The sequence below is a fragment of the Halomonas cupida genome, assembly GCF_900142755.1.
Taxonomy (GTDB): Bacteria; Pseudomonadota; Gammaproteobacteria; order Pseudomonadales; family Halomonadaceae; genus Halomonas; species Halomonas cupida.
Genome location: NZ_FRCA01000008.1, coordinates 1 through 13,850, shown reverse-complemented (window position 1 = coordinate 13,850; position 13,850 = coordinate 1). Strand labels below are relative to the sequence as shown.

Genomic DNA, 13,850 nt, shown 5'->3' with positions numbered 1-13,850 from the left:
CCGCTTACCGCATACCGCCTCCCCCGTCCTCCCATATTTTGTCGTATGCTGTGTTCGAACCACTCCCTTGTCCATGGAGGACAATCCCTTGGCTGGAAGCAGTCTGTTAACCCTGATTGATGACATCGCCACGCTGCTCGACGACGTGTCCGTGATGACCAAGGTCGCGGCGAAGAAGACCGCAGGTGTTCTGGGTGATGATCTGGCGCTCAATGCTCAGCAGGTTACCGGTGTCGCAGCGGATCGCGAGTTGCCGGTGGTGTGGGCGGTGGCCAAGGGGTCATTGCTCAATAAGTGCATACTGATCCCGGCTGCGCTGTTGATCAGTGCCTTTGTTCCCTGGTTGGTCACCATTCTATTGATGCTGGGCGGGGCTTTCCTGTGCTTCGAGGGAGCGGAAAAGCTGGCCCACAAGTTTCTGCACAAGGCGGATGTCGAAAAGGAGCGTGAAGCGCGTCAGCAGGCGCTGGCCGATGAGAAGGTCGATATGCGTGCCTTCGAGCGCGACAGGATCAAGGGCGCAATCCGAACAGACTTCATTCTGTCCGCCGAGATCATTGTCATTTCTCTAGGCACGGTGACTGCAGCGACGCTGTCCGAACAGATTGCCGTGCTGGTGGCGATTGGTCTGTTGATCACGGTGGGCGTCTATGGGCTGGTGGCCGGGCTGGTCAAGATTGATGATCTTGGGCTGCATCTGGCGCAGAAAGAGGGTGGACTGTCTCAGGCATTCGGCCGTGGTCTGTTGAAAGGGGCGCCATTGCTGATGAAGGGCTTGTCGATCTTCGGCACTCTGGCCATGTTCCTCGTTGGCGGCGGTATCCTGGTACACGGGATTCCTGTGCTGCACCACATGGTGGAAGGCGTCGCAGACGCCGATATCGACATTCCCGGCGTGGATGCTATCGTGCATGGACTGGTGCCGATGCTGATCAATGGCCTGATTGGTCTTGTTGTTGGTGCGGTTATTGTTGTCATCGTCACCGGCATTCAGCGTATACGTGGGAAATCCGCACACTGATGACACCTCAATAGGTGCTGAAAATCGGTGCTGGGTTCTGCAATCAAAAAGGGGGAGTCCATGGACTCCCCCTTTTTGCTGTCCTGCCCTCGGGGGCGAGTCGGCTCTGGAACGCTGGCGTCAGGCAAGCGAGGTGCGCTTTCTTGCCGACAGGGTGCGTAGGCCATCGATCACCAGCACCACCAGCAGGCTGACGCCCATGACCGGCATCATGTAGCCCAGCGCTAGACTCACCAGTGCCACGACTGCCAATGCTGGTGCGGGAACGGCGATGATTGCCTGCCACAGGGTCTGCGAGCTGCCACTGGCCCGGCGGCGCCACCACATGCTGTAGCCCCAGGTCGTCATGGTCATGATGCCGATGCCGAGAGCGACCAGCAGTAACTGGTTGGGCAGGCCGAACAATAGGCCCATATGGCCGTCAATCCCCCAGCGAGTCAGCTTGGCCGGAAGTGAATATTGCTCGAAGCGAACCTGGTCAGTTACCGCGAAGGATTGCGGATGAATGGCGACTTCATCGACCTGAGACGGCCAGCTGCGATCGACCTCCCGAACTTTCCAGGCCTTGCCGGAAGCTGGTACCTGGAGCTCAATGGGGCCGGCATCCAGGCCTGCTGTGCGGGCCTGACTCAGAACACGGTCAAAGGCGCTCAGCGCGATGCCGGAGTCCGCTGCCGCGCTGCCTGCCATGTGATGGGCATGGGGATCGGCAGCCGCGTCGCTTCCACCCAACTCCACGGACACCCGGGGAGTTCCCCAGCCGCCGGCCTTGAGAATGGCGAAGAAGTTGCTGCCGGCCCACTTCGACCAGGTCATACCGGTAGCCGACAGGGCAAGAAGGCCGATCAACAGTATCAGCCCCAGCAGACTGTGGCGGCGCCGGGTGCGCAGCCGCCGGGCACTGGGTGTGTGCTTGTCATGGGGGACCTTTCCGCCGGGGCTGAACCACCAGATGGCCAGCCCGCCAAGGGCGGCGATCCACAGCCAGGAAGCAGCCAGCTCGCTGTAGAGACGACCGATATCCCCCTGCATCAGGCTGCGATGCAGTTGGTCGATGATACGGCGCAGAGGCAGTACGCCACTGGTGCCGTACACCGTCAGATCATCGCGGATTTCCAGAGTGGCTGGGTCGATGAAGACGGCGCGGTGCTCACCACTGGTGAGGCCGGGGGCATTGAACATGACTCGAGTCGTGGTGCCGGGTTCCGGCGCCGGACGTACGGCACTGGGCATGGCATCTGTTGCAAGAAAGGATTGCGCCGCGGAGACCTGCGAAGCCAGGGAACGGTATTCGCTGGCGGAATGAACTTCACTGGTGGTCAAGGCATCGTGAAAGATGGCCCGCTCGAGGGCAGGAGTCAACGCATAGAGGGTACCGGTCAGGGCGGCAATGAAGATGAAGGGACCCACCAGCAGGCCTATATACAGATGCAGGCGCATGATCAGCACCTTGAGTGCCGGCCAGGGGCGGATTGTCGTTGTCATCGGGTGTTCTCACAGTCGGAGTGGTACCGCAGGCGGAGAAGCCAGCGGTGAACAGGGTGTCAACCGGAAACCACAAACGACGACGGTGGGGCCCTGGGGCCGGGGCGCAGATGGAAGGGGGTGGTCCATGCCTGTTGCGGCTGAAGCTTCCACGGCACATGCGTCATGGGGGGAAGCGCATCGGGAATGGAGACCGCTACACTCAGCCCCGGCAGGTGCACGCCGAGTGTACAGTAGCCACAGGCTGACAGGTCGTGGTGGCCGCTTACGCTGGCCAGGCCTGCCGCCAACCGTTCGCTCTGGGTACCTTGATGCTGATGTGCCACGGGGGGCTGAGATGCGGCATGATGCTCATGGCCGGCATGACCCTGGTGGGTACCCGCCGACGCAGTCTCTGCCATGAGTTGCTGTGTTTGACTGATCAATGGGCCGACAAACAGCATCAGCATGGCGAACAGGGCCATGCGACAGAGAAGCTGGTGGTGTCGAGAATTGATCAGCATGGGATTGTGGAACACGGGGACTCAAGGCATCGAGAAGTCACTATAGGGGACTGAATGGCCATTTCCCATGCTTCATATACCATGGGCGACGTGGCCAAATGACGCACGCAGGGCAAACAGGGAGAGGCATGACAAACAGCGTAGACGCAGGACTCCTGTCACCGATGAAGGCCTGGCAGAGCGCACTCGATGGCGGCTTGATCGTGGATGATCCTGGCCAGCGGTCCGCTGTCGCCGAACTGGAGGCGTGTCATCAAGGGCTGGATAGCGATGGGGCGGCCAGGGGCGTCTATCTGTGGGGGCGTGTCGGGCGCGGCAAGACCTGGTTGATGAACCTGTTCGCGGCGAGTTGTCCGGTCGCGGTAAGGCGTCTGCATTTTCACCATTTCATGCGGTGGGTACATCGTCGTCAGTTGCACTGGCGAGGGCATGCGAACCCGCTGACCTGTCTGGCTCGGGAATTGGCCACAGAGGTGGCCGTGCTGTGTCTGGACGAGCTGTATGTTGAAGATATCGCGGACGCCATATTGCTGGGCGGATTGATGTCTCGGCTGTTCGATCAGGGCGTGGTCGTTGTGGCCACGTCCAATCAGCCACCTCAGGAGCTGTATCGGGAAGGTTACAACCGTGAGCGCTTTCTTCCTGCCATCGACGCCATTCTCGCAAACATGACCGTCGTAGCGGTGGATGGCGACATGGATCATCGCCATCACCCGGGCGAGACCTGCCAGCGCTATCATGTTCGCCGGGCTGGGCAGCCCAGTAGGCTTCCGATGTTGTTCGCCAAGACGGAAGCGGCGGTACAGTACGACCTCGATGTCGACCTGGGGGCGCGTACCATTCACGCTCGTGGTGTTGGTCGGCATACCCTGTGGTGCGACTATGCGGCGCTCTGTGAAACGCCCCTGGCCGCAGTGGATTTCATTGCGCTCTGTGATCGCTTTCAACTGCTGCTGCTCGGCAATCTGCCATCGCTGGTGGGCGAGGGACAGCAGGCTCGCATTGCCAGAGGCACTGAAGATGCCAGCCATCGGGTGGTGGCCGGTGACCGTGAACTTCCGCCGTTGTCGAGCAAGGATGACGGCGTGCGGCGCTTCATTGCCCTGGTCGATGAATGCTACGACCGAGGCGTGCCACTGATCATCGAGGCCGAGGTGGCAATGGATGAGCTCTATTCCACTGGGCACCTGGCCTTCGCCTTTCGCCGTACCCGAAGCCGACTTCAGGAGATGCAGCTGCAGCGCTTCGGTCGTCTGAATCCGGCTGTCGCCGACCTTTCATCATGAGGATCCCCATGCAGGATATCGTCATCAGGCGGCTGGATGCCGCCGACCCACATCTGGACGAAGTGGCCGGTTGGACTTTCGAGGCCTGGGGCCATTTGAGCCCTGCACGGACCCGCCAGAGCTGGCGCGAGGATTTCGCCGCCGATTGCGGTATAGCAGGCGTGCCTTCGGTGTTTGTGGCAGAGCGAGCGGGTATTCAGGCCGGTACCGCCAGTCTGGTGGTGGATGATATGTCGATCCGCCCGGACCTGACGCCCTGGCTGGCGTCGGTCTATGTCATTGAGGAACAGCGCAGTCAGGGCATCGCCTCGGCGTTGGTACGGCGTGTCGAGGAGGAGGCACAGAACTGTGGCATTGCCACTTTCTACCTCTACACACCCGACCAACAGGCACTGTATCGCCGCCTCGGCTGGCTGGACGTGGAAGAGGTCGATTATCGCGGAGAGCGAGTGACCATCATGAGACGGCAACTATCACCTTGATGATGTTGAGGTCACACTTGAGCCTCCCGCGCACTCAGAACCCGCTCGGCGATATCGATCAGCCCGCGGGCCTGCCATGCGCTGCGACCGATGAAGAGTCCACCGATGTTGGGCATGCTGGCCAGGTCCCCACAGTTGTCCGGGTTGACGCTACCGCCATACAGCACGGTCGGTGGATTCCCTCGAGAGTCGGCCGGTAGCGCCCGACGGATTTCGCCATGCACCCAGTCGGCGTACTCCGCACTGGCAGGAATCCCCTTGTCGCCGATGGCCCAGACCGGCTCATAGGCGATCAGGACGCGGGCCAGGTCATCGCTGGATACCCCGGACAGCGCCATGCGGCACTGACGAAGCACGGTTTCCGATGCAGCACCCAACGCCTTCTCCTCGGCGGTTTCACCGACACACAGCAGGGGAGTCAGCCCCTGATCCAGTGCCGCATGGACCTTGCGGTTGAGGTCGATGTCATTCTCGGCGAAGTATTCGCGGCGTTCACTGTGGCCGAGCTCGACAATGCTGGCGCCGCAATCGGCAACCATCCGTGGTGATACCTCACCGGTAAAGGCGCCGGCTTCTGCCCAGTGCATGTTCTGGGCACCGACCTTGAAGGGAGTCGCGTGCAGATCCTGGCAGACCTGTGCCAGAGCAGTGAAGGGCGGGATGATGAAACCCTGCAGGCGAGGACCGGCGAAGATGTCGGCGCTGTGGAGCTGGTGACAGTAGTCGCGGGCCTCGGCGAGGGTCTTGTTCATCTTCCAACTGGTTCCAACCCAGAATGCAGTGCTCATGTATCGCTCCATGGGATTATGTCGGTGCAGGGCAGCCATGTCAGGCGTCGAGGTTGAGTCCGTAGTCAGAGATCCAGCCCAGCGAATCCAGGGTAGTGGTGACTGGGCTGTATTCCAGTGAGATCACCTTGTCGAAGCGCATGCTCTGGAGTTCACGAAACAGAAACGGGTAATGGATCTCTCCTGTCCCCGGCTCATGGCGGCCGGGGTTGTCGGCCAGTTGAATGAAGCCGATGTGATCGCGATGTTGGCGTACGGTCTCGATCAGTTCTCCCTCGGAGCGCTGCATCTGATAGAAGTCGTACTGGATCTTGAGGTTGGGGTGGTCGACCTCGGCCAGCAGTTCCAACGCCTGAGCGGTATTGATCAGCGGGTAGCCCGGGTGGGTGATCGGATTCAGTGGTTCGACCAGTAGCATGATGCCTGCCTGGGCGGTGGTCTTCGCGGCATAGCGTAGATTGTTCGTCAGGGTGGAATACCACTGGTCGTGGCTCAGTGAGCTGCCGGGGTAACCCAGCGGGCAGTTGAGCTGGCGAATACCGAGTTGTTGAGCGATGGCGATGGTGCTGACGACCGCCTGGCGGAACTCGTCCGTGCGATCCGGGAATACCGCAATGCCGCGTTCGCCTGCTTGCCAGTCACCGCCCGGCAGGTTGCAGTGGATGATCCTGACACCCGCCTGTTCGGCGGCTCGAGCAATGGCTGCCGTATCTTCGCAGAATGGCCAGGGATTATGGAACTCGACGCGTCGGAATCCCGCTTCGCGAGCCATGGCAAAGCGCTCGAGAAAGGGCACCTCGGTGAACATGAAAGTCAGGTTGGTGGCGAACTTGAGCACGGAAACCTCGGCAGTCTTGTGGCTTGTTGTGGGAGGCTGTCAGCCGGGAGACAGGTACTTGCCGCTGGTACGGATTCGACCTTGGTTCAGGTTCAGGGAACCTTGCGTTGACGCCTGCCGTTTCATTCACTAACGTTACTCTAATTGTTATTTTTAACAACACATGAAAAAAATTTCAAAGTCGGCAGGGCCCGACAAGCGGTCCCTCGAAAAACCGCCCTTTGATAAACCGCCCTTGGAAAAGAGAGCCCGAATCGTGAAGGCCAAACCCAGTACCCATAGTGAAGCCGATCTGGCACTGCGCGCTGCCTGGCTGTCCTACGTCGGCGGCTACACCCAGGCGCAGATCGCCGAGCGCCTGAAGGTGTCGAGGATGAAGGTTCACCGGCTGGTAGCGATGGCGCATGACATGGGCGCCGTCCAGGTGTTCATCGATGGTTCACCTGAAGCGCTGTTGCAGTTGGAAGACCAGCTGCGCGAGAAGATGGGGCTGGAAGACTGCGTGCTGGTGCCATCGGTTGCCGAAGATGCTGCCAACCCGGAGATCAATCTGGGGCGTGCGGCAGCGCACTATCTCAAGTCGCGACTGGAGTCTTCGGAAGTCAATGTGCTGGGGCTCGGTTGGGGGCGCAGTCTATCGGAAATGGTCAACTGTCTGCCGGACATGGACTGCTCCGACGTACGCATGGTGCCTGTGCTCGGCAGCGTGGTGCGCAAGATGGCCCTGAACCCCTATGACGTTATCCATCGACTGGTGGACCGCACCGGTGGCGAAGGCTATCTGCTGCCGGTGCCGTTGTTTGCCGATACCGAAGAGCATCGCGATGTGCTGATGGCCCAGCGCAGTGTGCAGGATGTGATGCGCATTGCGGTGGATGCGGATCTCACCATGGTGGGCCTGGGCGCGGTACCTGATCAGGGGCATTCGCTGCTGATGGAACTGGGAGAGCTGGATGAGCGGGATGCTGCCAGCTTGCGCGAAGTGGGGGCCGCCGCCGAGATCCTCGGCCAGTTCCTCGATGCCAATGGTCAGCGGGTCGAATGCGAGATCAATCAACGTACCCTGGGGCTGTCGCTGGACCAGTTGCGTCACCACCACATCGTCGCGGTGGCCGGAGGCATGGAGAAGGTCAATGCCATCCTCGCGGTATTGCGTAGTGGCCTGCTCAAGGGGTTGATCACCGACGAGAATGTCGCCCGCCGGATTCTGGAGTTGTGGGACGACAGCGGTGACAAGGTCCAGCAGGGCTGACCGGATACTCTGGAGCGGCTCGTTTCGGAGGCAGCAGCAAGGGTACAGGAAACGTACCCGAAAACAGCATGACAGCGGCAGCACACAACAACAATCGTGCGGAGTCACGCCATGAGGCAGTACCAGCGGGACCAGGATCCCGACATCATTGTCGGACTCGACGCCGGCACTTCGGTCATCAAGGCGCTGGCCTTCGATGGTGAAGGCCGGGAGTTGGCCAGAGCGCAATGCGAGAACCATGTTCATCATCTGCCAGGAGGTGGTGTCGAGCAGAGCCTTGATGCCACCTGGCAGGCAGCACTGGCCACGCTGTCGGCGCTGTTTGCCGAGCAACCGGAGTTGGCGCCGAGGCTGGCGGCCATTGCGGTGACGGGTCAAGGCGATGGTACCTGGCTTATCGATGCAGATGGTCAGCCGGTGGGAGACGCCATGCTGTGGCTGGACAACCGCTCCAGCGATATCGTCTCCCACTGGCGTGCCACCAGTGCCGGGCCGACTGCCTTTCGACGCACGGCCACAGGGCTCAACCAGTCGATCCAGAGTGGTCAGCTGCGCTGGCTGAAGGAGCATGACCCGCAGCGCCTGGCGCGCGCCGCGACGGCTCTGCACTGCAAGGATTGGCTGTACTTCCGGATGACCGGTGAACGTGCCACGGATCCTGCCGAGGCCATGTGGACCTTCGGTGACTTTCGCAGTGGCGCCTACAGTGACGAGGTACTCGAGTGTCTCGGGCTGGAGGAATATCGTGGCTACCTGCCACCGATCGTGGATGGTAGTCGCGAGCATGCTGCCCTCACGGCTGACGTCGCGAACTCCATCGGTGTTGCTTCGGGCATCCCTGTGGTGCTGGCACCGGTCGACATGCTGGCCACGGCGCTCGGAGCAGGGGTATATGAACCCGGAAAGCGCGTCGCCTGCAGCATCATCGGGACCACTGGCGCTCATCTCTGCGTGCGGGAGTCGGCGCGGGACATCATCCTCGGCAACCATTCCTGCTACACCATGCCTTGCGTTGCGCCGGATACCTGGGTGCAGCTCTGTTCCAACATGGCCGCGACGCTCAACCTGGAATGGTTCCTCAAGGGCATGAGCGAGATGCTCAGCGCCATCGGCGAGACCCCGTTGACGCCCGAGGGCCTGTTGCCGCGTCTCGATCGCGCGTTGGCGGCCACCGAACCGGGCAGAGTGATCTACCACCCTTTTATCTGTGCCAGCGGCGAGCGGGGCCCCTTCTTCAATCCGCGGGCGCGGGCGCAGTTCCTCGGTCTGACCACCGAGACCACTCATCTGCATATGGCGCGAGCCATCTACGAGGGGGTGGCTTTTGCGGCGCGCGACTGTTACCAGGCGCTCGAGGCACACCCCGAGGAATTGCGACTGACCGGAGGTGCCGCTCAGAGCGACACCCTGTGCACCATTCTTGCCTCGGTGATGGGGGTGCCGGTGCGCACGCTGAGTCGAGGAGAAACCGGTGCTGCCGGTGCAGCCATGGTGGCCAGTCTGTGCCTGGGCCGACATCGTGACCTGGCCGAGGCATGTCAAACCTGGGTAACTCCCTGGCTGAGCGAGGAGGCTGTGATGCCGGACCCGGATCTGCAGAATCTCTATGAGCGGCTGTTCGGCGTCTACCAGCGTTCGCATACCAACACCGATGGTTTCTGGCGGCATCTCGAGCGGGTCAATGCCGAGCCGTTACGAGCACCGATACGTCAGCAGGAGAACACCCCATGACAACAATCGAGACGACCGCTGCCGCAGAGCCGCTCTACGATCTTCTGGTGATCGGCGGTGGTATCAATGGCGCTGGTTTTGCTCGCGATGCGGCAGGGCGTGGCCTGTCGGTGGCATTGTGCGAGAAGGACGACCTGGCCCAGGGCACCTCCTCACGCAGCGGCAAGCTGGTACACGGCGGTCTTCGCTACCTCGAGTACTACGAGTTTCGCCTTGTGCGTGAAGCGTTGCGCGAGCGTAGCGTGCTGCTGAAGAAGGCACCGCATATTATCTGGCCGATGCGCTTCGTACTGCCGCACAGTCCGGAGCAGCGTCCGGCCTGGCTGGTGCGCTGTGGGTTGTTCCTCTATGACCACCTGGGAGGCAGAGACGACCTGCTGCCGGGCAGCCGCGGGCTGAACCTGCTGCGTTGCCCCGAGGGCGAGCCGGTCAAGGACGACTTCCCCCGAGGCTTCGAGTACGCGGACTGTTGGGTTGATGATGCCCGCCTGGTGGTGCTCAATGCACTGGATGCCCAGCGTCTGGGCGCGGTCATCCATACTCGTCAGGCCTGCACCAGCGCGATCCGACACCAGGACCACTGGCAGGTCGAGATGACCAACACCGACAGCGGTGAGATCACCACGATCAAGGCGCGCGCACTGATCAATGCCGCTGGCCCCTGGGTCGACAAGGTTCTCAAGGGCGCCTTCGGCGAACAGGGCAAGGATCGCGTCAGGCTGGTCAAGGGCAGCCATATCGTCCTGCCCAAACGCTACGCCACCGCCAATTCATATCTACTGCAGAACGACGACAAGCGGGTGATCTTCGTCAATCCCTACGAAGGCGACAAGCTGTTGGTCGGTACCACCGACATCGTTTATGAAGGTGAACCGGACGACGTAGCCATCGATGACAATGAGATCAACTACCTGCTCGGCGTGGTCAACCGCTACTTCAAGCAGCCCTATGATCGCGACGATATCCTGACCAGTTTCTCCGGTATTCGGCCGTTGTTCGATGACTCTCGGGAGAACCCTTCGGCGGTGACCCGGGACTATGTCTTCGATATCCAGGATGACGATGGCAAGGCGCCTCTGCTGTCGGTATTCGGCGGCAAGATCACCACCTATCGCAAGCTCGCCGAGCATGGCCTGGAGAAGCTTCAGCCCTGGTTCCCGCAGATGACCGCCAGTTGGAACGAGACGGCTCCGTTGCCGGGGGGCGATATGCCGAATGCGGACTTCGAGGTCTTTCTTGACCAGTTGTGGGAGGAATATCCGTGGCTGGAGGATGCCACTGCGACCCGGTATGCGCGGCTCTATGGCACCATCGCCCGAGAAATACTGGGCAATGCCGGGAGTTACACTGATCTGGGAGAGCACCTGGGAGCCGACCTCTATGCTGCGGAGGCCCGCTATCTGGTGGAGCAGGAGTGGGCCAGACGTGCCGAGGACATCCTCGAACGTCGCACCAAACTGTACCTGGTGATGAGTGAGGCGGAAGTCGCCGCTGTGGAAGCGTGGTTGATGCGAGAGTATGTCGACCAGTCGCTCGCTCGCGGGGTTGAGAACGTTGTGGGGTGAGCGGTTCCCGTAGAACAGGAAGGCCGCCGCAGGATTGCACCCTGTGGCGGCCTTCTCGTATCAGTCTGCGCTGCTATTCAAACAACTGACGGAGCTTGCGCATGTTGTCCAGCGTTGTGGCGCAGGCATGGGCGGCTTCCTGCCCCTTGGTCACGAAGTGCTCGTGGAAGAAACTGGTGTGCGTGGCATGCTCGTGGAATTGGTGTGGTGTCAGAACGACCGACAGCACAGGGACTTCGGTATCGAGCTGGACCTTCATCATGCCATCGATGACAGCATGGGCAACGAAGTCGTGACGGTAGATGCCGCCGTCGACCACGAAACCGGCGCCGACAATAGCGCTGTAGCGGCCACTATTGGCCAGCAGCTTGGCCTGCAGTGGAATCTCGTAGGCGCCGGCAACGCTGAACACCTCGACCTGATCGGCTGCGATGTCGTAGTCGTTGGCAAGAGTGCTGATGAAGGCTTCGCGCGCCTGGCCAACGATATCGCTGTGCCAGCTGGCCTGGATAAAGGCAATACGCGGCTGGGGGGACTGCGGGGTAGTCTGATTCATGGTTTTCCTCAACTGTCACCAGAATCAGGGCATGCGGGCACCAGCGACAGCATCGCCGAAAATGGCGATATTGATCGTTGTTGCCGTTCTCTTCCATCCGGACTATGACCGTCGGCTTCGGAATCTCACCGAATCTGCTGACCCTCTCCGCTATTGCCACATCAAATGTCGCGGAAAGGCGCTCGCGGGCTGACTCTCCCTGCATTGGATGATGCATGAGTGGAGAGATTACCGCCGGTGGGGACTTCCACCCCGCCCTGAGAACCTTTATCTCTCTATCAAGGGAAACTTGATGTATGAGAGGTTGAATGCGCCGCAGATCTTTCTGCGACGCCGGATATTCTACCAGCGATCTGAATCAATTCGCCAGGCAGATCTGGCCGGTGATGGAGGTTGTTTCATTCATCACTGGCCATCAAACACGAGGAAGGGCTCTGGACCAGCCGCGGCTACCGCTTGCTGATAACTCGGCGATGGCCAATGCATCACGGTCCTCGGGGGCGCGGGCCAGTAGTTTGCCACGTCGGTCCCACACCGAGCTGCCGCCGACGGCGCGCCGTCCACCGGACTCGCCATGGAAGTTGGCCATGGCGACTGGCATCTCGTAGCGGCGTGCCCAGCGTTCCAGTTGCCCGGTATCGTGCTCATAGCCCCCGGCAGTCATCATCGAAGATACCAGGTAGAGGTCGGCTCCGGCCGTTTTCTGCTGGGCGGCATGATGCTCATGCTGGGTGTCGGCACAGATGGCAACACCGGCACGCACGCTGCCCAGCGGGAAGATACAGTGCTTGTGGCCGGCGATGAAGTGCTCGCCCTCGCTGTGGTGCAGGTGCACCTTGCTGTAGATCAGCGCCTTCTGGCCTGGCTGCAGCACCAGAGAACTGATCAGCGGGCGTGGTGAGCTGTTGCGCAGGGGGGCGCCACAAATGATGGTCAGGCGATTCTCATCGGCGACCTTCTGCAGCCTGGCGATTCTCGGGTCATCGGCACTGATGGCAAGCTCGGCCGCCAGAGCTGGTTCGTAGCCTGTCAGTGACAGCTCCGGAAAGATGACCAGGTCTGTGCCCTCCTGGACCGCGACCTTGAGCAGACTCAGGTGGCGAGCAAGGTTGTCGTCGATACTTCCCTTTGCAGGGTGGAATTGAGCGGCAGCAATTCTCATGGGCACCTTCTCGCTGAGTGGTGCTGCCAGTCTATCAGGATAAGGAGGTGAAGCCTTGTCGGTAGGCAAACTTCTCTGCGTTGCCCATGGCTGATGAAGGTCATGGATAACGCAGAGACTTGCCGGTGCCGCGGGCCGATCAATCGAGTAACGCCGCGGCTTTTGCTACCACATTGTCGACAGTGAAGCCGAAGTGCTGGAACAGGTCGCCGGCCGGGGCAGACTCACCGAAGGTGCTCATGCCGACCACATCACCGTCGAGGCCGACGTACTTGGTCCAGAAGTCGCGATGACCGGCTTCGATGGCCAGGCGAGCGCGCACCGCACGCGGCAGCACCGATTCACGGTAGTCGGCATCCTGCTGGTCGAACACATCGGTGGACGGCATCGACACGACGCGCACCTGCTTGCCCTGTTCCTCCAGCTTTGCAGCGGCATCCATCGCCAGGCCGACCTCGGAACCGGTGGCGATCAGAATCAGGTCCGGCGTGCCTTCACTGTTTTCAAGGACACGGTCCTTGAGAACACCGCCCTTGAGAACACTGTCCTTGAGTACGTAGCCACCACGCTGGATATCGGCCACCTGGGCCTTGCTGCGGCTCTGGTGGGGCAGTCCCTGACGCGACAGGACCAGCGCGGTCGGGCCGCCGGCGCGCTTGATCGCATATCCCCAGGCGGCAGCGGTCTCGACCGCATCCGCCGGACGCCAGGTGCTGAGGTTGGGAGTGGTGCGCAGGCTGGTCAGCTGCTCGATGGGCTGGTGGGTGGGGCCGTCCTCGCCCAGACCGATGGAGTCGTGGGTGAACACGTACACCGCCTGCTGGCCCATCAGCGACGCCATGCGTACCGCGTTGCGCATGTATTCCATGAAGATCAGGAAGGTCGCGCCATAGGGCACGAAGCCGCCATGCAGGGCGATGCCGTTCATGATCGCCGCCATGCCGAACTCGCGCACCCCGTAGTGCAGATAGTTGCCGTCACTGGTCTCGGGAGTGATGGCTTTGGCGCCGCTCCAGAAGGTCAGATTGGACGGGGCCAGGTCGGCGCTGCCGCCGAGCAGTTCCGGCAGTTGCGGGCCCAACTCGTTGAGGCAGTTGAGCGAGGCCTTGCGGGAGGCGATGGATTCGCCCTTTTCCTGAGCGGCCTCGACCAGCGATTCGGTGTTGAGCTCGCAGGGGAGA

13 protein-coding genes and 1 riboswitch are annotated in these 13,850 nt (G+C 61.2%); of the genes, 6 read left to right on the top strand and 7 right to left on the bottom strand.

What is annotated here, in order from left to right:
- The first annotated feature begins 88 nt into the window (after positions 1–88).
- On the top strand, positions 89–1,021 hold the full coding sequence (locus tag BUE38_RS14340) for a DUF808 domain-containing protein (protein WP_073435932.1): 933 nt from the start codon (positions 89–91) through the stop codon (positions 1,019–1,021).
- Between the two features lie 120 nt (positions 1,022–1,141).
- Here BUE38_RS14340 and BUE38_RS14335 read toward each other — a convergent pair whose 3' ends face one another.
- Both BUE38_RS14335 and BUE38_RS14330 read right to left on the bottom strand, forming a co-directional pair.
- Entirely contained in the window at positions 1,142–2,506 is a 1,365-nt protein-coding gene (locus BUE38_RS14335) for a PepSY-associated TM helix domain-containing protein (protein ID WP_073435931.1), read from the bottom strand.
- Positions 2,507–2,565: 59 nt separating this feature from the next.
- Complete coding sequence (locus BUE38_RS14330; protein WP_073435930.1) at positions 2,566–3,024, bottom strand: DUF2946 domain-containing protein; 459 nt, start codon at positions 3,022–3,024, stop codon at positions 2,566–2,568.
- A gap of 113 nt (positions 3,025–3,137) precedes the next feature.
- Between BUE38_RS14330 and zapE the strand changes: the two genes are divergently transcribed.
- A complete protein-coding gene (gene zapE / locus BUE38_RS14325) occupies positions 3,138–4,295 on the top strand; it encodes a cell division protein ZapE (protein WP_073435929.1) in 1,158 nt (385 codons plus the stop codon).
- An 8-nt stretch (positions 4,296–4,303) separates the two neighbouring features.
- Positions 4,304–4,777: a GNAT family N-acetyltransferase gene (locus tag BUE38_RS14320; RefSeq protein WP_073435928.1), complete on the top strand. Its 474-nt coding sequence runs from the start codon at positions 4,304–4,306 to the stop codon at positions 4,775–4,777.
- Between the two features lie 11 nt (positions 4,778–4,788).
- Here the strand turns inward: BUE38_RS14320 and BUE38_RS14315 are convergent, their stop codons facing one another.
- Together BUE38_RS14315 and BUE38_RS14310 are read right to left on the bottom strand one after the other, a co-directional pair.
- Positions 4,789–5,565, bottom strand: a complete 777-nt coding sequence (locus BUE38_RS14315) for a triose-phosphate isomerase (RefSeq protein WP_073435927.1) — start codon at positions 5,563–5,565, stop codon at positions 4,789–4,791.
- A 40-nt stretch (positions 5,566–5,605) separates the two neighbouring features.
- Positions 5,606–6,403, bottom strand: coding sequence for a hydroxypyruvate isomerase family protein (locus BUE38_RS14310; protein ID WP_073435926.1), 798 nt, complete (start codon positions 6,401–6,403; stop codon positions 5,606–5,608).
- Positions 6,404–6,659: 256 nt separating this feature from the next.
- On the opposite strand from BUE38_RS14310, the gene BUE38_RS14305 reads away from it, so the two are divergent.
- The 3 genes from BUE38_RS14305 (at position 6,660) to BUE38_RS14295 (ending at position 10,951) form a co-directional block, all read left to right on the top strand.
- Positions 6,660–7,655 carry a sugar-binding transcriptional regulator gene (locus BUE38_RS14305; protein ID WP_073435925.1) on the top strand — a complete coding sequence of 332 codons (996 nt, stop codon included), beginning with the start codon at positions 6,660–6,662 and terminating at the stop codon, positions 7,653–7,655.
- Positions 7,656–7,766: 111 nt separating this feature from the next.
- Positions 7,767–9,386, top strand: a complete 1,620-nt coding sequence (locus BUE38_RS14300; protein ID WP_073435924.1) for an FGGY-family carbohydrate kinase — start codon at positions 7,767–7,769, stop codon at positions 9,384–9,386.
- Positions 9,383–10,951, top strand: a complete 1,569-nt coding sequence (locus BUE38_RS14295) for a glycerol-3-phosphate dehydrogenase (protein WP_073435923.1) — start codon at positions 9,383–9,385, stop codon at positions 10,949–10,951. The genes BUE38_RS14300 and BUE38_RS14295 overlap by 4 nt, the downstream gene beginning before the upstream one ends.
- 73 nt (positions 10,952–11,024) lie before the next feature.
- Here the strand turns inward: BUE38_RS14295 and BUE38_RS14290 are convergent, their stop codons facing one another.
- The 3 genes from BUE38_RS14290 to BUE38_RS14280 all read right to left on the bottom strand — a co-directional run.
- The gene (locus BUE38_RS14290; RefSeq protein WP_073435922.1) at positions 11,025–11,507 is read right to left on the bottom strand and encodes a 6,7-dimethyl-8-ribityllumazine synthase; all 483 of its coding nucleotides are present in this window, start codon (positions 11,505–11,507) and stop codon (positions 11,025–11,027) included.
- A gap of 81 nt (positions 11,508–11,588) precedes the next feature.
- Positions 11,589–11,776, bottom strand: a riboswitch (FMN riboswitch).
- Positions 11,777–11,922: 146 nt separating this feature from the next.
- Complete coding sequence (locus tag BUE38_RS14285) at positions 11,923–12,669, bottom strand: carbon-nitrogen hydrolase family protein (protein ID WP_073435921.1); 747 nt, start codon at positions 12,667–12,669, stop codon at positions 11,923–11,925.
- Positions 12,670–12,808: 139 nt separating this feature from the next.
- Positions 12,809–13,850, bottom strand: a 1,042-nt coding sequence (locus BUE38_RS14280; protein WP_327077518.1) for a transketolase-like TK C-terminal-containing protein, incomplete at its 5' end; no start/stop codon positions are given.

Coding starts and splice junctions, on each gene's coding strand:
- BUE38_RS14295 (WP_073435923.1), top strand. CDS start 9,383: ATGACAACAATCGAGACGACCGCTGCCGCAGAGCCGCTCTACGATCTT.
- zapE (WP_073435929.1), top strand. CDS start 3,138: ATGACAAACAGCGTAGACGCAGGACTCCTGTCACCGATGAAGGCCTGG.
- BUE38_RS14335 (WP_073435931.1), bottom strand. CDS start 2,506: ATGACAACGACAATCCGCCCCTGGCCGGCACTCAAGGTGCTGATCATG.
- BUE38_RS14290 (WP_073435922.1), bottom strand. CDS start 11,507: ATGAATCAGACTACCCCGCAGTCCCCCCAGCCGCGTATTGCCTTTATC.
- BUE38_RS14315 (WP_073435927.1), bottom strand. CDS start 5,565: ATGAGCACTGCATTCTGGGTTGGAACCAGTTGGAAGATGAACAAGACC.
- BUE38_RS14300 (WP_073435924.1), top strand. CDS start 7,767: ATGAGGCAGTACCAGCGGGACCAGGATCCCGACATCATTGTCGGACTC.
- BUE38_RS14285 (WP_073435921.1), bottom strand. CDS start 12,669: ATGAGAATTGCTGCCGCTCAATTCCACCCTGCAAAGGGAAGTATCGAC.
- BUE38_RS14320 (WP_073435928.1), top strand. CDS start 4,304: ATGCAGGATATCGTCATCAGGCGGCTGGATGCCGCCGACCCACATCTG.